Below are 18,379 nucleotides of genomic sequence, written 5' to 3'. Positions count from 1 at the left end.
AATATTACCTAGTATCTATACTGCTCGGGTTTTGCATTTTTAACTCGGCATTGGGTTTGGGGTAAAGGGTAAAGGGTAAAGGGTAAAGGGTAAAGGGTAAAGGTTTTTTCTTTCCCCTTTCCCCTTTCCCCTTCCCCCTTTTCCCCTTCCCCTTAACCGACAAGTATTGATTCCGTATTTACTCACGAATGATTCTGGTTGCAAAAATCAGGAAGTTGTTGAAAAAAACTTCACCTAATTCACTCTTATTTTCTAATTGGTGAATTTATTCTCAAATTATCAGTTGATTGACTAAACACAAATAAGATATGAATTATTCCTTTTTTGTGATTATCAGAATAGGAATGACATCACAACTCAAATACTAATTTTGCTACAAGGAAATCTCAAATGGCTACTACGATTTTGACCGTCAATACCACAGCCGATCAAAATGATGGCAGTGCTGCTAATGGTTTATCTCTGCGGGATGCGATTTTAATTGCCAATGCAAACCCGAATACTGACTATGAAATCCAGTTAACAGGAGGAGCAACTTATAATCTAACATCGAACGGGATTAATGAAGATAATGCCCTCACCGGAGATTTAGATATTAAAAGTCGCAATAATGTACTTTATATTGTGGCAGTTGGTGGACAAAAGGCAACTATTGATGCTTCCGGTTTATTAAATAGCGATCGCGTTTTTGATCTACTAACTGGAGGAGAATTAAGCTTACAGAATTTAGTAGTCAAAGGAGGAGCTATTTCCGGTGAAGATGGTGGAGGAGTTAAAGTTGCTTCGGCAGCCTTTTTAGACTTATATAATACCACCGTTAGTAATAATAGTGCGAAAAATGGAGGTGGTATCTACAACGCCGGCGATGCCCACCTGCGTAACGGCAGTACAGTTACTAACAATAGCGTCAGTGGATTGGTTCCTGATGGTGGTGGTATAAGGAATGATGGCACATTGACTGTGATTGACTCCACAATTAGTAATAATAATGGTGCTACTTTTGGTGGTGGTATATACAACACTCAAACACTTACCTTAATCAATACGACTGTGAGTGGCAATACTGCTAATACAGGCGGGGGGATAAACAACAATTTTAGTAATGCTTCAGCCGCCTTAGTCAATACTACAGTCAGTGGTAATAGTGCGAGTTTGGGTGGTGCTGGTGGTGTAAGTAACGACAGTGGAATAATTAATCTATTGAACAGTACCGTTACTAATAACACTTTTTCCGGCATTCTGGGTTATGCCGGTGGAGTTAGTAATAGGAACGGGACTGTAAATCTCAAGAATACGATTGTAGCTGGAAATTTGTCTCTTGATGGCAGGATTCAGTTATACCCAGATCTCTCTGGCACATTCAATGGCAATAATAACAATTTAATCGGCAGCTTGGCTGGAGCCAGTGGGACTGTAGGCACGGGCACAGATATCGTTAACCCTAACCCCGGACTTGGCCCCTTACAAAACAATGGCGGACTCACCCTTACCCATGCCCTCCTGACTGGTAGCCCAGCCATTAACGCCGGCAACAACAACTTGATTCCTGTTGATACACAAGATCTTGACGGCGATGGCAACACTTCAGAACCTATTCCCTACGACGAACGAGGCTTGGCACGGGTTGTTAGCGGTACAGTAGATATTGGGGCGTTTGAAGTACAAGCAGCCACCTTACCGACTCTCAGCATCAACAATATTAGCGTTACTGAAGGCAATACAGGGACAACGAACGCTACCTTTACTGTCAATCTCTCTGCCGCTAGTACCTCTGCTGTCACAGTTAACTATGCTACCGCTAACGGCACAGCTACAGCAGGTAGCGATTACACCGCCAGCACTGGTACATTAACCTTTAACCCAGGAAATACCAGTAAAACCATTAGTGTTATTGTTGCAGGTGATACAAGATTTGAACCTAACGAAACCTTCTTCGTCAATCTTAGCAACGCCACTAATGCCACCATTGCTGATAATCAAGCACTAGGAACCATACTCAATGATGATGCAAATCTTCCAACTCTCTCCATCAATGACATCACTGTTGTCGAAGGGCAAACCCCACAAGCTGTCTTAACTGTCAGCCTCAGCAATGCATCTAGCCAACCAGTCACAGTTAACTACACTACAGCCCCAGGTACTGCTACTGCCAATGCAGACTATACCAGCCGCAACGGTACTTTAACTTTTGCTGCCAATACTACCACTGCCACAATTGCTGTTCCCATCCTGAATGATAATCTCAGTGAAGCCAACGAAACTTTTAGTGTTAACCTTTCTAGCCCTACCAATGCAGCTTTACAAAAAGCGACTGGGACTGTCACTATCACTGACACTTTACAAGCTAGTACCACAACAACCTTAGCTGATGGTGTCGAGAATTTAACTCTCATTGGCACTGGCAATATTAATGGCACTGGTAATAGTAGCAATAATATATTGACAGGCAATAGTGGCAATAATATTCTTGCTGGTGGTAACGGTAATGATACTTACGCATTCAATGCTTCTACTCCATTAGGTAGCGATCGCATTCAAGAAATTACCACAGGCGGGAATGATACTCTCAACTTTGGTAATACTAGTACAGATGCACGAGTAAATTTAGGTATCACTACGACGCAGACAGTTAATAATAACTTGAAGTTGACCCTATCTGCGAATAATGTAATTGAAAATGTGGTTGGTGGTAATGGCAACGATCGCCTGATTGGCAATACCCTCAACAATACGCTGAATGGGGGTAGTGGCAATGATGTGTTAACAGGTAGAAGCGGCGCAGATACTTTGATTGGCGGGGCGGGAAATGATATTCTTTCTGGTGGGAGTGATAGCGATCGCTTTTTGTATAGTAGCGGACGAGCTTTTAGCAGTACTGATTTTGGCAACGATCTCTTGACTGATTTTACCTCTGCTAGTGACAAATTGGTGTTGAGTAAACAAACTTTTACTGCTTTGAGTAGTGTTATCGGTAATGGGTTGAGTCAAGTTTCTGATTTTACTACCGTAGACGATGATGATTTAGTTGCAACTAGTAAAGCATTCCTAGTTTACAGTGTCGGTAGTGGCAGTCTTTACTATAACCAAAATGGTAGTGCTGCTGGGTTGGGGACTGGTGCAGAGTTTGCTAATTTGCTGAATTTGCCTACTTTGACTGCTGCTGATTTTGCGATCGTGGCTTGATATAGGCAGGACTTATATTATGTGCGGTTGAAGACTTATCATTAAGCTGATAATCAACTGTTGGCAGTATGTACTAACCAAAATCGAAATTGCCGGACAGTTACCTGATAATCCCATAGATAGAGAAATTGCTAATTGCAAAGAAACGCTCAAAAGTAAAGTTGACGCTTCAAGCAAGCAAGCAATCACTCAATGGTAAGCACTTGCAAAATAAGCTGATGTCTAAGGTTGGGAATCTTTTGTTTCAAGAGTTGTCGAGAGCGCTCGCCGAACAAACCATAACTCTGTAATCATTAAATGACAACCCCCTCTATTGGGGTTGTCAAAATCCCTCGTTAGAGTGAAGCTAAGCTAGTAATTCCGTCATAGGATTATAAATATAAATTCATGGTCAAGCAATTTGTAGTTGAAGTTATTAGTTATGAGTTAAGAGTTATTTAACCGAAGTGATTCGATAGTAAGTTTCTCTCTCATAACTATTTTTTATTGGCAAATAAATGAATTCAATATTAAGCCAATGAGATGCTTGCACTATCAGAATTACGAATTTACCTCTACCGATAATAGTTAAATACTAGAAATTAACAGGTAACATCATACTATGGCTTACAACAACAATCATTTTGGAAACAAAAAAGTTGCCATCCTTATTGAACAGGGAGTAGAAGATCAAGAATTTATAGTTCCTTATAATGGACTAAAACAAGCGGGAATGGAAGTGGTTGTTCTTGGTTCCCGAATGAATGAAAAATATAAAGGAAAACGCGGTAAACTAAGCATACAAGCCGATGGCACTACAACAGAAGCGATCGCAGATGAATTTGATGCAGTAGTGATTCCTGGTGGTATGGCTCCTGATAAAATGCGACGAAATCCGAATACAGTCAGCTTTGTCCAAGAAGCTATGCAACAAGGAAAATTGGTAGCAGCAGTTTGTCACGGACCACAAGTTTTGATTGAAGGTGAATTACTTAAAGGTAAACAAGCTACTGGTTTTATTGCTATTGCCAAAGACATGATTAATGCAGGTGCAAATTATTCTGATGAACCCTTAATAGTTGATGGGAATTTAATTACATCTCGTGAACCTGGAGACTTAGCAATTTTTACCACAGCTATTTTGAGTCGCTTGGGTTATGCTGGCAAAGATGCCGCATTACCAAATGAAAAAGATACAACTGCTGAATGGTGGAAGCTGGCTGATGCTTGGGGTGGTTCAACAAAAAGTGAGATTGGTAGGGGTTTAAATACTGCCCTTGCTGGTGAACGTTATTCGCTAGAAGCTTTAGAAAAATATGCAGAGAAAGAATCAGATATAGAAGTTAAATCTGTTTTTCAAGAAATGATTGGCAATAAACAACGCCAGATTCAAAATCTGGAAACATATCTTCAGATATTAGGTGAAAAACCCTCTTTAGGGGCAAATATCGCTAATCAATATGCCAAAGTGAAAACTGCCTTAACCGGAAGTGATAACATATATCAATTGCGTTCCGCTTTAGGAGATGTGCAAACAGGTATTGGCGATATTAGCAATTTGTGTGCAATGTACACTGACCCAGTAGCTACTGCTATTTTCAAAGAAATTTACCACAATTTATTGAAATACGAACAGCAACTAGTAGAACTATATCGAGCGCGGATAAATGCTCAGATTGAACCTGCCAAGCCAACTACTGGGGCTGCTGTATCGATGTAAATAACTGTAGGTTAGCACTAGTGTGCTACCTTACGAAAAACAGGCTTTCTTACGTCTAATGTGAATTGAGTGTCGAAATCGTTGTAATTTCGTCTATAGTTCAAAAACTACGATTTTTCACAAGTTTTGAAATCCTTATGGCGAAAGAGGCGTTTTTCACATCAGGCGTTTATTATAAAATCTCATTTCCTTCTGAGAAGAAGGAAATGCAGATACAAGTCGCTTTGCTGCTTGTATAAAAGAAAGACAACTAGATCAAAGTTGTTCTTAAACATTGAATGGTAAAGAGTCATTCAATGTTTTGAGTCGTACACCCAACATAATGCAATTTGAGGATTTTTATGAACAGACTAATTTCTGCACTACGAAATATTCGCATACACCAGATAGTTGTGGTTTTTGTGGTAGGATTTATGTTTTTACTGGGTCAGGCTTTTAGTTACGTTAATGTAGCACAAGCTGATGTTATAACTCCAGAAGGTACTTATTATAAGGGCACACCAGATTCCCGAAATGAAGTTAAAAACGATAACCCAATCACAAATGCCCAGAACAAATTAAAAGATGCTGCTGATAATGTCCGCGAAAAGCTAAACTTAGATGAAAAAAATCCTCGAGCTACAAAAGAGTTTTTTGATCCTACAAAAAATAGAGCAGGAGATAAAACCCGCGGATTTGATGGAGATAGAAAGGCTTATTACTAAGTTTTGAGTCGAAAAATTTTTGACTCAAAGAGTAATCAGATTTGATTGCATGAACAAATGACCTATATCTAATACCAATTTTTTATGAAGCTGCATATAATTCGATCCCCCCTAGCCCCCCTTAAGAAGGGGGAACCGGAAAAACATCTATTAAAGTCCCCCTTTTTAAGGGGGATTTAGGGGGATAAAGATATGTGCAACTTCACGTTAAATTGGTATAAGGTAAGGGACGATAGGCAAGAAGTAATTGCCTACCGTCTCTTACATTCAGTCTGTCATTACATCTAATCCATGATGGTATTTGGTATATTCTCAATTGAGAATATACCAAATACCATCATTGCTTTTGCAGAAAAGATGATATCTTTTCTCAATCAATTCTATAATCTGGGGAAACTCTTTTTTAATGAGAGGCTGATAGTTATCACTAATAAATATATAAGGAGGCTTGGATAAATCTAATTCTTGTAGAATTTGTGGCCATTGCTCAGATAGAAACAATTCAAGTGACCAAGCATTTAGGGATGTTGCTTGAGTACGACCAGATAAATAGTAAATAGACGGATCGCCAGCAACAAAAATCTTACCAGGTAAATTTCCTGGTTGAGAAAGAAAATCAACTTCTGAACGCAGCGATGTATAGTCTTCTCGAAATACAGTCTGATATTTCAATCGTGTATCTTCAGTCAAAGCAAAATTATTCTTCACTAAAGCTAAACTCTTGAATTTAAAATTTAATAATAAAGGTAATAAAAACAAAAATGACACCAAAATCTTAATTAGTGGTGAACTCATTTCTTTTAAAGGCTGCCATAATATATCTAAACCTTTAGTTGCTAAAATACCTGTAGGTACAAATAATAGTAAATAATGGTAACTCCACAGTGACCTAGTTTGTAGAATAATAACAATCAGCCCTAAAACAAACCAAACAACAAGCAGCAAAGTGAATAAATTTTTACCCTTACGCAAGGAGACATTTACTGTAACAGTAGCTATTAAAACTAAAGTGATAAAGTTCTTTAAGAACCATGCTATTCCAGAAAGTAGCTTAGATATATTAAATTTGCCATTAGCAACCACTTGACCAGGATATACAAAAAATGTCTTATATACAATTGATAAACTATTAACCTCGGCAAAGTAGCTGAAAACAACCAGAAGAGGTAAGATGAATCCTATAGAAATTGGCAAGAAAATTTCAATAAATATTTTTTTGAAGTTCCGATGTTTTATCAATACAGATAAGCGTAAACAATATATTAAAGGCAAGTTGTAAAATGCGATCGGGGATTTAGATGGTGTTTTAATTGAGGAAGCTGCCAAATAAATACCAAAGCGATTGCCATTTCTGAAAGTTGGCTCATCTTACTCTGTATCCTCTTCTTTGGGCAAGCCAGCCCAACCCGATGGTCGTCAAGAATCCAAAGCTCAAAAGGGCATTTTCGCCCAACGGTGATAAAGTCCTCACGTGATTGACGTGAAGGATATCTTCGATAACACCTGGAATGCTAAAGCCAACAATGACTGAATACGCCCAGAACCACCAACGACCTGGTTCATTTCCACGACGATAATAAGTACTAATCCACACAAAGATGTTTCCTAACAAAATCGCGCCATGCAGTCCGAGGCTCCGCCAGGGATTCGTGTAGGGAAGGGGACGAAAGTATATCCACCACGCCAACCAGAACACCGCTAATACCGCAACAGGAACCCAAATCAACCACGAAAACCACCGATTATTGTTATTCACGATTTTTACCCCCATTTTTTTCTTCTCCCATCTTGCTGTGTGGAGAAATGAATGTCATTTGGATATAGTCTTCAAGCGTTTTCACACAATAAAAATAAAAAATGAAATTAAAATGAAATACTAACCTGTCTTTAGGCATAAATAAATATTAATCCATTAGAGAGAAGCAATATTGTAATTAAAGCTTTAGTCTAAACAGAAGAATCTGTCTTTAGAGCTATTTAAATTTTGAGAAAACCTATAAATTAAAGAAGAATTCAGAATCAAGACGCGACACTCGTTCCTCGCTAACGCTACGCTATGAGTGGGCGATTCTGACCCACTGATTGAAGACCACCAAATTTTGAATTTGATGGGGGAATTAAACCCGTTTATTCATCCGCAACTCGCACAGAATTCAATTCTGAATTTTGGCTTCTGACTCCTGAATTCTTTGTTGTTAAACCGTAATTAATATGAAATTACCAATTATCAATTATGACTAAAATCACAGAACATTATGACATCATTATTATCGGCACAGGAGCCGGTGGAGGTACATTAGCTCACCGCCTTGCACCCACAGGTAAAAAAATTCTAGTACTAGAAAGAGGCGACTTTTTACCCAGAGAGAAAGCTAACTGGAATCCAGAGGAAGTCTATCAAAAACATCGCTACCATACTGATGAGCAATGGTATAACAAGGAAAGCAAAGCCTTTCGTCCCCAAACAGGCTACTGGGTTGGTGGCAATACCAAACTCTACGGTGCAGCCCTAATTCGATTCCGGGAGCGAGATTTTGAAAGGGTAATTCATAAAGGAGGAATTTCTCCAGAATGGCCTTTGAAGTATCAAGACCTTGAGCCATACTACACCCAAGCAGAAAAGCTATATGACGTGCATGGACAGGAAGGAGAAGACCCCACCGAACCGCCTCGCAGCGAACCATATCCTTATCCGCCAGTCAGTCATGAGCCAGATATGCAGTCTCTTGCTGATGGCATCCGGGAACTGGGTTACTACCCATTTCACCTGCCATTAGGATTAAAGCTGAATGAAAGCGATCGCCTAAATAGTCCCTGTATTCGCTGCGATACTTTTGATGGATACCCCTGTCTCGTACAGGCAAAAGCCGATGCTGATGTCAACGCCATTCGTCCGGCTCGTGAAAAGTATGCCAATGTTACTCTTTTAACTAATGCCAAAGTCTTGCGACTGCACACCAGTGAGTCGGGGCGAGAAGTGACGAAGGTAGAAACTGAAATTGCAGGAGAGCAACATTGGTTCACAAGCGATATTGTGGTTGTTGCCTGTGGTTCTGTCAACTCAGCTGCTTTGCTTTTACGCTCTGCTAATGACAAACATCCCAACGGATTAGCAAATAGTTCCGATCAAGTGGGGCGGAATTTCATGAAGCAACTGGAAACGGCCATAGTTTCCATACATCTAGAAGTGAATCACGCCAACTTTCAAAAAACGATCGCTGTCAACGATTTTTACTGGGGAGAGCCAGATTTTCCTTATCCGATGGGCATGGTGCAGAATACAGGTAATGTCCTTGCCGATATGATTCCCGGAGAAGCACCCGCACTAATGGCTCCATTTGTCAAGCTGATTCCTCATTTTGAGCGCCATTTGCTGGCCGAGCGATCGGTTGGCTGGTGGTTGCAGACAGAAGATTTACCAGATCCAAATAATCGGATTCGGGTGGTGGACGACAAGATTCATGTTGACTATACACTGAACAATACCGAAGCAAGCGATCGCTTAATTCACCGATGGACATCTGTACTCAAATCAATTCCTCACTCTGCTAAACACGTCCTGCCATTTAGCCTTTATCCCCGCACTCACCTACCTGAACAAGCAGTTGCTCATCAATGCGGTAGTTGTCGATTTGGCACAGATCCCAAAACCTCAGTCCTTGACATCAATTGCCGTACCCATGATGTCGAGAATCTCTATGTGGTAGATAGTAGTTTCTTTCCGTCAAATTCCGGTGCTAACCCAACACTCACGATTATGGCGAATGCATTGCGTGTTGGCGATCTGCTTGCAGCACGCTCCGCGTAGCAAAATCCCGTTCGCCCTTGGCATCTCGTAGGAAAGGGTACACTAACGCATAGCTTAACGATTGAAATGAACAGGTTATTGGTCAAGAGTAAATAGCAAAAAGGAGAAACATTATGACCAAGGATGAACGACAAATTACACCAATTGAGCAACCACAGATTCAATCTCAACAGGACGAGTCAGAACATATAGATTCTGATCCCTTAGCGACAGGTCTAGGTGTTGTGGGAGGTGGCTTTGCAGGAGCCGCACTGGGTCGCTCAATTGGTGGTAAGATGGGTGCTGCAATTGGTGGGCTTGCAGGGGCAATTACTGGTGGGCTTGTAGCCAATAAGTTGACAGAATATGTAGAGGAATTTACTGAAGAACTCGAACCAACAGTTGGATTGGGATTAGGAGCAAATCACAAACCAATTGAATTACCTAGTCACTATAGTTGGGAAGAACTACAAGCACTATCAAAACCCCAAGGTGAAAAAATGCAAGCTCAAGAAGGCTTTTAGCATTGGGTTGACTATGCGGCTGATATTAGTTGAGGATGAAGCAGATTTGGGTGCAGCAATCAAACAAGTCCTGAGCCATGAGGCGTATATAGTTGACTGGTTTCTAGATGGTACTCAGGCATGGCAATATTTAGAAACTGGCTGGACTGAGTACACACTTGCGATTTTTGATTGGATGCTTCCTGGAATATCAGGGATAGAGTTGTGTAAATGGTTGCGAGCCTCCAAAGGAGGAGCTTCGCTAACGCGTCAATTAACTCTGCCTGTATTAATGCTAACGGCTAAAGACCGAATGGAGGAAAAGATTATTGGTCTAGATAGCGGTGCAGATGATTATTTGGTTAAACCCTTTGATATGGCAGAACTGCTGGCAAGATTGCGAGCATTACAACAAACCATAGATCAGGGATTGCAATCAGTCGCAAACGCACTCCATAAAAGTATTGAACCAGCTTGGCAACAACCCGGACAATTACAACGCCTGAATAAAGAATTTTCTTTAGAATTATGTGTGGGTCAGACAAGTTGTTTGCCTAAAACAACAGCCATTAAAAAATCAATCACAGAGGCAGCGAATCCAGTTAATTACTATATCCGCTTATTGGATCGCTCAGGAAAAATTTTTGCTAGTGTAGGCATGGAATCTGACAATTTACCGATTAGCTCAGAATTACAGCATTGGCAAATCTTAACAGATTCCTCTAGTACTCGATACCGCGAAATCACTTTACCTTTGTATACTCAAAACCAGGTTTCGGGTTATCTACAAGTGGCGCGTAGTATCACCGATTTAGACCAACATCTGGCTTATTTAAGATTAGCTTTGGTCTTGGGATTGCCAATTTCCATGATTTTCGTTGGTTTGTCTAGTTGGTGGTTGGCAGGAAGGGCAATGCAACCTGTATATTTTTCCTACCAACAAATGCAACAATTTACTGCTGATGCTGCCCATGAGTTTCGCACACCTTTAGCAGCAATGTACTCTACTATTGAAGCTGCTATTAAGTTACAGCAAGAACCAAAATCCAATGGGGGAATTTTAGATGTACTCAAACGCCAAAATCGGCGACTATCACAATTAGTAGGAGATTTATTGCTATTAACTAGGATAGACCAAAAACAACTAACAGGAGAATATCAGTCTTGCTGTTTAAATGATTTAATTAGCGATTTAACTGAGGAATTAGCATTTTTGGCAGTAGAAACTAAAGTCAATCTCTCTAAACAGGTGCAAGTCTCAGAAAAACTGTATGTGATAGGAAATGAAGAACAGCTTTATCGCTTAATTTCCAACTTAATTGCCAATGCAATTCAAGCCACATCTAGCGGTGGAAAAGTTACTGTTTTTTTGGAAAAAAGTGAGCTTTACGCCATGATTAAAATTCAAGATACAGGAATTGGTATTGCTGTTGAACATCAACAGCGAATTTTCGATTGCTTCTACCGAGTAGATCGCGATGCCTACGGCGGGCTGCGCCTACGCTCTCGTACCTCTGGCGGTTCGGGTTTGGGATTAGCCATCGCAATCGCGATCGCCAGAGCGCATAAAGGCAATATTCACGTTCAAAGTCAACCTGGGCTAGGTAGTACATTTACAGTTCGGCTTCCTCTTTCATCGTGATTTCTGGAAATAAATGTTGCTATCTTACGCTCCTGTCAGCGTGAAGGTTGGCCATCTGGTAAAGGCAAAGTACCAAAACCCCGCAATATTGGTGATTCACTCAGGTTACTGGCTCAAATGCAGACACAAAGAGATGATAATGGTAAGGTAGATTCTCCACAAGCGTAGTCCTTGCACCGACTGCATTAAGTCGGATTAGTTGGGTACAAGTTTCTTTACACAACTTTGAGAGGTTCATCAATGAGTAATAATACTAACACCAATACCAATACCAATAAACTTGTAATTGTGGGTGTTGTAATCATTCTAGTAATTATAGGATCTTACCGCTTCTCCTGGTCAGGATTTGGGGAAAGTACTACTATAAATTCATCGACTATTACGGAAAAGCAACCCGAGAACAAGGGAGTTGAGAAGATAACTAAGAAGACAACTACCGATAAGCTTGAATCTGCAAAAACGCTTTGGGACTGGATAGGGTTATTAATCCCCCCAGTCATGGTAGCTTATTTGGGTTGGTTTTTTAAGGACTTACAGGACAAGGCTCAAGGTGCTGCTAAAAAAGACGCTGATGATAAAGCTACTGATCAACAACATGAAGTAACTTTACAGGATTACTTGAAAATTTTGTCAGAATTTACTGTCGATAAAAAATTAATGAAAATACTTGAACCCAAAGCAGCAGATTTTCCTAATATTATTGATCCTGAAGCAGCAATATCTATCATTACAGCAAAAACATTATCCCTATTACGTTTGTTTAAATCTGACATTGAGCGTAAAGCAAGTGTTTTATCCTTCCTTGGTGATAGCGGCCTTTTAAAAAACTTGACACATTTAGACTTATCAGAGTTAAACTTTACAGGAGCCAATCTAAAGAAAGCCAATCTCAGGGGAATTATCCTGCCGGGAGTTATCTTCACTAGTGCAAACCTCACTAGTGCAGACCTTACGAAAGCCAACCTCAATAAAGCTGATTTCACTAGTGCAGACCTTACGAAAGCGGACTTCAAGGAAGCTAACCTCACGGAAGCGAAATTCGGTAAAGCTATCCTGAGCGAAACGGACTTCCGTGGAGCTCTATATGAGCATGGGGACTTTACGATAGCTAACCTCATTTCTTTTGGCTTCAAGGAAGAAGAGTTAACAAAATCTAATGTTAAATTTGGGAAGATTAAGATCAGAGAGGAAGTTTGTCTGCGTAGTGATGCCCAAAAAATTACTTATGATTTTACCGTTAGGATAAAATCTGGTTCTAAACTTGGACAAATTTTTGTTGGTTTCTTCAGCTATGATCCCTCATCACATATTACAGAAAAAGAAGGAGAAGAATTAATCACAGTTTCCGAGATAAAATTCGATTATATGAGTATATATGATCAAGATAAACCTAATATTGTATTGGATAATAAAAAATTTAAGAGATTAGAGTGGGTTGGGGGTATACCTACTCAGAGATTTGGATTTAATGATGGCTTTAACCGAGAACAATTCGGTCGGGATGAAGAAGCTTTTGTCAGAAACAAAGAAGATTATTTTGGCTATCTTGATAGAAACACTTATGTTGACGGTGTTGGAAGAATAGAATACAAACTCAGAAAAACAACATAAACGACATATTAGAGAAGAGCTATAGGATGTAAATTTTGTGTCTTTTGGGGCAATTTTATATAAATTGATCCTAAATATTCTATTTAACTGGAATCCCCTTATGGTCTTAGATTCTACCACGGGTGAAGTCGTAATTGCAGAACAACTCAAGCAATTTCTACTAGTATTATCTGTCTCATTGGGTGTAGCAACACTACCACAAATTTTTAGTTGGTTGCGCCGCATTCCTTATACACTCTTACTAGTCATAGTGGGATTAGGATTAGCATTCGTCAATGTCCGATTGGTTAATCTCTCTCCTGAATTGATTCTGATGATTTTCTTACCGCCACTGCTGTTTGAAGCTGCTTGGAATTTGAAATGGTCAGACTTAGAGCTGATTCGTAAACAAAAGCTTAAGAAGCCATTCGCCTTATCATCAGACGAATCAATGAGCCATAAATCATTGCTTCACTTAACTCACTGTACAACTCATAATCTTTACTCAAACGCCGAAATCGATTGAGCCACCCAAATGTCCGTTCCACAATCCATCGTTTCGGCAATCGCTCAAATGTTTTCGAGTTTCTTTGAATCACCTCAACTCGAACCTGCTCTCCACAAACTTGCTTGACAGGTTGAGCAAAGTTCTCGCCCGAATAGCCCTGATCGACCCAAACAACTTCCAATTTAGACAATTCCTGAGCTGCTTCATGCAGCACCACTACAGCACCTAAACGTTCCGAGGCATTGGCTTGAGTCACTAAAACGCCAATTAACAATCCTTGGGAATCTACAACGATATGCCGCTTACGCCCTTTAACCTTCTTACCACCGTCAAAGCCGTAGACCTCCCCTTTTTTTCCGTTGTCTTCACTGACTGAGAATCTGCGATCGCCACGGTAGAATCTTCATCTTTTCCTAAATCTTGTCGCAGTTGATGACGTACTTGATCGTGGATTTTCTGCCAGATGCCTTTGCGTTGCCATTTTTGAAAGTAGCCGTACACTGTTGTGTAAGGAGGAAGGTCATGAGGTAACATCTCCCACTGACAGCCAGTGCGTTGCACGTAGAAAATTGCATTGAGAATTTCTCGCAAATCTACTTCTATAGGATGCCCAAATCCTTTAGGGTTTGGCAGAAGAGGCTTGATAATTAACCATTCGCTATCACTTAAATCACTTGGATAGGGTTTGCGCTGCGGATTTTCAATTACTGGTAGACGGCTCATCGACAACAACATTAATGTTATTAATTTAGCCTATAACCTGAATATACTGAGGCTCTGTTCTCTTTAGATTTTCTTTACGAATCAGCTCTTACGCTTGGTGAGCGAATGAACAGCCAATGTACCAAACGCTAGAAGCGTACCTAGTAGCGTACTTGGTTCGCTCACCTTTGTCACAACTTCAATTCTTAAAACTTGCCCTTGTTTTGCACGATCGCCTTTGTTTGAAACATAAATAGGTTCTTGGCAACTTTTGGTGATCTCGCTTGGGGGAAGGCAGAGGGCAGAGGGCAGAAGGCAGAAGGGGGGAAAAAAAGAAGGAGGAAGGGATAGAATTGAATTACTAACTTCAAACTTTACTCCGTCAAACTTTTGGTATGGAATTGCTATACCACCTGTTACCTGATACAACAAACCTTCAACTGAAGAGATGGCAATTTGACAAAGTACAAGGGACGATTACGTTGATTGTCTCTGCGATGCAAACTGTCATTAATTGCCCAGTTTGTAACCACCCAACTCACCGAATTCATAGCCGCTACGAACGTAAGTTAACAGACCTGCCCTGGGCTGATTACAGTATTACCCTACAGTTACGGGTGCGAAAGTTTTTTTGCATTAACACTTTATGTAAACGGCGTATTTTTACCGAAAGGCTGACAAGTGTAACCGCACCTTGGGCGCGAAGGACTCAGCGTTTAGCGCAACGACTGAGCGCAATTGGTTTATCTGTGGGTGGTGCAGCAGGGGTAAGACTCTCACAGCAATGGGGGATAAAAGTTTCTCGCAACACACTGTTAAATTTAGTCCGCTCAATCCCACTGCCATCAATCGTAACGCCACATACTCTTGGGGTAGACGACTTTTGTTTTCGCAAATGCAAAACTTACGGCACAGCATTGATTGACCTGGAACGTAGCCGACCAATCGCTCTACTCAAAGACGCAAAAGCTGAAACCTTAGCAGAATGGTTAAAAGCTCACCCTGGTGTCAAAGTCGTCTCACGAGATCGGTCAAAAACTTATGAAAGTGGTATTCGTCAAGGCGCGCCAGAAGCCATTCAAGTTGCAGACCGTTTTCACTTATTGCAGAACTTATCTCAAACGCTCTATCAAGTCTTTGGTATTCACGCCAAAGTACTTAAAGAAGTGGAGAAACAAGTATTTAGTACTAATACTAAAGTGCATTTAGAGGTGGAAACAGCACTTGAAGAAGGCATTGGGGAATTGGATGGGGATACATACCCCACCCAATTGCAGACCACTGAAATTCAAAACTTGGCTGGGGGTCTTAAACCCTTTTTGGCAGAGAATACAGACGGATTGGCTGCACAGGAAAACCCTCAAACCAACCTTCTGCCGTCTGCCGTCTGCTCTCTGCCTTTCCCCGATAACCTTTCCATGATTGCTGAGACTAATAAAAGTTCAGTTGTGCCAAGGTTTCCCCAAAACACATCTTTAAAAAGAAAAGTTCAATCCGCCAAAGCACGGGATAGACGGAGGGAAATCCATGAGCAAGTTTGGAGACTGCGGTCTGTTGGCTTCTCAGGGCTAGCAATCGCTCAAGAGCTGGGAGTTTCTAAAACTACCGTATTCAATTACTTGCGTAGCTCAACTTTTACCGAACGTCGTGAACGTAGCGACCACGGTCTGAGTCTTCTCAACCCTTATCATGATTACCTCCTCAGTCGCTGGAATAGCGGGAACCACAACACCCAAGAACTGTTTGAAGAAATTCGCACCTGCGGCTATATCGGTGGTTATGCCACGGTCGCTCGCTTCACTCGTTATCTCAAGACCTTGCCCGGATTTGGGCCAGCAAAGTGTTCAAAGAAAAATGCGTCCCCTAGGGTTAGTTCTTCCTCCCATCGTCCTCTCACCCCCAGTCGCGTCACAGCTTTAGTCTTGCGACGACCAGAATTAATACAGCCTAATGAGCGTGAAATCATCGCTCAACTACAAACAGCCCATTCTGATTTGAAGTCAGCTATTGAACTAGCTCAACAGTTTGCATTCCTTGTGCGTCAACGCCTACCTGAGCAGCTCGATGCTTGGTTCAACAAAGCTAAAAACAGCTCTGTTTCTTTGTTGCGCTCCTTCGCTGTTAGTTTAGAGTCTGACTACAATGCTGTGAAAGCAGGTGTAACTATGTCAGTTAGTAATGGCCCAGTTGAAGGCCATATTAATCGCTTGAAAATGTTAAAGCGACAGATGTATGGTCGCGCCAAAATAGATTTACTTGAACGACGATTTTTGTTGGCTATTTGAGGAGAAAATTTTGACAATTTACACTTGATTATATGAGTTATAGAAATCAGTTTATCTGGCAAAGGGCGGTTCAACTTGCTATCAATTGTTATAAATTTACCCGCCTATTTCCTCAATCAGAATTGTATGGTTTAACCAGCCAAATCCGACGTTCTTCTGTATCTGTAGCATCCAATATAGCTGAAGGCTATGGAAGGCGCTCAAAGCCAGAATACATACAGTTTTTACATATTGCATTAGGCTCTTTGAGAGAACTTGATACCCAATTAATCATAGCTAAAGAAGTAGATTTAGCTGACAAAAACCTTTTCACTCCCCTATTGAATGAGGTCGAGGAAATGCAAAGTATATTAGTTGCTAGCTTAAACAAACTCAAAGCTTGAATTTATTACTTCTACCCTTCCGACTTCTGCCCTCTGCCCTCTGCCTTCTGCCTTGCCCCAACCAAGATCACCAAAAGTTGCCAAGAACCCATAAATAGCACCGTCAGGCCCAATAGTTAAAGCAGTAGCTGACTCTAACCCGTTACCACTAAGTAACGTTGTCCGAGTTCCATCAGGAGCTATTTGAATAAGCGAGGCATCGAGATTGCCTCTATAAAATGGTTGGTTAGCAAATTGTAAAGCATACAAATTGCCTTTAGTGTCGAAACTTAAGTCAGTTAGTTGTGTAAAACCATCAGCATATACTGTTGTTTTTCCATCTGCTCCAACACGAAATATGCTAGCTTTACCTTCAGGAATAGGTATACCTGTCAATTGACTGATATATAAACCCTTATCAGGACCAATGGCAATGGCTGTGGGAACTGCTTCATATTTAATATCTTGCGTAGGAGTAGTTAGAGTTTGCTTTGGAAATGTAACAAGTCTCTTTAAATTACTACCATCAAGTTTTACACTTAACACATCGTTTGAGGCTGCATTGGCAATATAAGCAGTATTGCCTTCAATAATAAAAGAGTAAGGATCGCTAACTACATTTCCATTAAAGATGTTATCTTCATTAGGATTTTTAACTTCATAACTAGAAATATCAGCAATAGTTGTAAATGTACCACTGTTAAAATCGACTTTATATAACGCTCCCCATTTTGGAGAAATTAACGGGGTATTATCATAATTGACATTAGAAATAGAACCAAACAGAATATAAGCATTCCCAAAGTTATCAAATTGGATATCGTTAGTGCCAATTCCTTGACCTTGATTGGATGATAATGCGTAAGATGGTAAATTTGTGAGAATCCGCTCTTGCTTACCATCTTTAATTCTTGTTACAGCACCAGTCTTGCCAACACAAGCTTGCTCAGTTGGCGTAGTTACTGATGTAGTACATAGTTGATCACCTCCTACTCCTGCTTCTGTAACATAGAGACTGCCGTCAGAACTAAAGCTAAGACCACGTACATTATCAAGACCATCAGCAACGACAGTAAATGACGCAGCTAGGACTGGTTTGATTCCAGAAACAACAGCAATACCAACAGAGATGAATACAAAGTGTATAGCAGATTTGGAAAGTAAAGATAAAGACATTGGGCAATCCAAATATGTAGAGGTCAGTATTAATCAAGAATAAGAAACAAAAGTGGCTCTCCTAGACTAGTGAGAGAAAATTAATACTTGATATCAGGTTAAGTCCTTATATATTAAGGGATTCAAGAATCAGAAATCATATTTTATTAAATCTTTGATTCTATTTTGGCGAAACCTAGTTATCTCAAGTGTTTTAGGTATTTTTTAGTATTAATTTATCAACCGAAGTCTAGGAGAG

At 40.5% G+C, this 18,379-nt stretch carries 13 protein-coding genes and 1 pseudogene; 10 read left to right on the top strand and 4 right to left on the bottom strand.

Annotation, left to right across the window (positions count from 1 at the left end; all coding sequences use genetic code 11):
• Positions 1-390 precede the first annotated feature (390 nt).
• The 3 genes from ACFG4S_RS14635 (at position 391) to ACFG4S_RS14625 (ending at position 5,586) form a co-directional block, all read left to right on the top strand.
• Positions 391-3,183 (top strand): beta strand repeat-containing protein, encoded by a 2,793-nt coding sequence (locus tag ACFG4S_RS14635; RefSeq protein ID WP_392535477.1) that lies wholly within the window; start codon positions 391-393, stop codon positions 3,181-3,183.
• Between the two features lie 601 nt (positions 3,184-3,784).
• Positions 3,785-4,882 (top strand): DJ-1/PfpI/YhbO family deglycase/protease, encoded by a 1,098-nt coding sequence (locus ACFG4S_RS14630; RefSeq protein WP_392535476.1) that lies wholly within the window; start codon positions 3,785-3,787, stop codon positions 4,880-4,882.
• A 341-nt stretch (positions 4,883-5,223) separates the two neighbouring features.
• Positions 5,224-5,586, top strand: a complete 363-nt coding sequence (locus tag ACFG4S_RS14625; protein WP_392535475.1) for a hypothetical protein — start codon at positions 5,224-5,226, stop codon at positions 5,584-5,586.
• 312 nt (positions 5,587-5,898) lie between these two features.
• Here ACFG4S_RS14625 and ACFG4S_RS14620 read toward each other — a convergent pair whose 3' ends face one another.
• Both ACFG4S_RS14620 and ACFG4S_RS14615 read right to left on the bottom strand, forming a co-directional pair.
• Positions 5,899-6,912: a hypothetical protein gene (locus ACFG4S_RS14620; protein WP_392535474.1), complete on the bottom strand. Its 1,014-nt coding sequence runs from the start codon at positions 6,910-6,912 to the stop codon at positions 5,899-5,901.
• Between the two features lie 37 nt (positions 6,913-6,949).
• A complete protein-coding gene (locus tag ACFG4S_RS14615) occupies positions 6,950-7,357 on the bottom strand; it encodes a hypothetical protein (protein ID WP_392535473.1) in 408 nt (135 codons plus the stop codon).
• A 462-nt stretch (positions 7,358-7,819) separates the two neighbouring features.
• Here ACFG4S_RS14615 and ACFG4S_RS14610 point away from each other — a divergent pair, with 462 nt between their 5' ends.
• From ACFG4S_RS14610 to ACFG4S_RS14590, 5 genes and pseudogenes are all read left to right on the top strand, one after another.
• The gene (locus tag ACFG4S_RS14610) at positions 7,820-9,394 is read left to right on the top strand and encodes a GMC oxidoreductase (RefSeq protein ID WP_392535472.1); all 1,575 of its coding nucleotides are present in this window, start codon (positions 7,820-7,822) and stop codon (positions 9,392-9,394) included.
• Positions 9,395-9,507: 113 nt separating this feature from the next.
• Complete coding sequence (locus ACFG4S_RS14605; protein ID WP_392535471.1) at positions 9,508-9,897, top strand: glycine zipper domain-containing protein; 390 nt, start codon at positions 9,508-9,510, stop codon at positions 9,895-9,897.
• A 13-nt stretch (positions 9,898-9,910) separates the two neighbouring features.
• Positions 9,911-11,518 carry a two-component system sensor histidine kinase RppB gene (rppB, locus tag ACFG4S_RS14600; RefSeq protein ID WP_392535470.1) on the top strand — a complete coding sequence of 536 codons (1,608 nt, stop codon included), beginning with the start codon at positions 9,911-9,913 and terminating at the stop codon, positions 11,516-11,518.
• A gap of 240 nt (positions 11,519-11,758) precedes the next feature.
• On the top strand, positions 11,759-13,129 hold the full coding sequence (locus ACFG4S_RS14595; RefSeq protein WP_392535469.1) for a pentapeptide repeat-containing protein: 1,371 nt from the start codon (positions 11,759-11,761) through the stop codon (positions 13,127-13,129).
• 100 nt (positions 13,130-13,229) lie between these two features.
• Positions 13,230-13,505: pseudogene (locus tag ACFG4S_RS14590) on the top strand (cation:proton antiporter); the annotation flags it as partial.
• Positions 13,506-13,524: 19 nt separating this feature from the next.
• Here the strand turns inward: ACFG4S_RS14590 and ACFG4S_RS14585 are convergent.
• Positions 13,525-14,339 (bottom strand): IS5 family transposase gene (locus tag ACFG4S_RS14585; RefSeq protein WP_392535468.1). Its coding sequence is split into 2 segments (ribosomal slippage): positions 13,525-13,973 and positions 13,973-14,339, totalling 816 coding nucleotides; the frame shifts between segments, so codons are not numbered across the junction.
• 374 nt (positions 14,340-14,713) lie between these two features.
• On the opposite strand from ACFG4S_RS14585, the gene ACFG4S_RS14580 reads away from it, so the two are divergent.
• Both ACFG4S_RS14580 and ACFG4S_RS14575 read left to right on the top strand, forming a co-directional pair.
• Positions 14,714-16,603, top strand: coding sequence for an ISL3 family transposase (locus ACFG4S_RS14580; protein WP_392529995.1), 1,890 nt, complete (start codon positions 14,714-14,716; stop codon positions 16,601-16,603).
• Between the two features lie 32 nt (positions 16,604-16,635).
• Positions 16,636-16,986 (top strand): four helix bundle protein, encoded by a 351-nt coding sequence (locus tag ACFG4S_RS14575; protein ID WP_094343524.1) that lies wholly within the window; start codon positions 16,636-16,638, stop codon positions 16,984-16,986.
• Here ACFG4S_RS14575 and ACFG4S_RS14570 read toward each other — a convergent pair.
• A complete protein-coding gene (locus ACFG4S_RS14570; RefSeq protein ID WP_392535467.1) occupies positions 16,966-18,141 on the bottom strand; it encodes a ScyD/ScyE family protein in 1,176 nt (391 codons plus the stop codon). The two genes, ACFG4S_RS14575 and ACFG4S_RS14570, sit on opposite strands and share 21 nt — an antisense overlap.
• Positions 18,142-18,379: the final 238 nt, after the last annotated feature.

The organism is Nostoc sp. C117 (assembly GCF_043099735.1).
Taxonomy (GTDB): Bacteria; Cyanobacteriota; Cyanobacteriia; order Cyanobacteriales; family Nostocaceae; genus Nostoc.
Note: the sequence above shows the minus strand (reverse complement) of the source record. Positions and strands in the feature narration are given on the sequence as shown.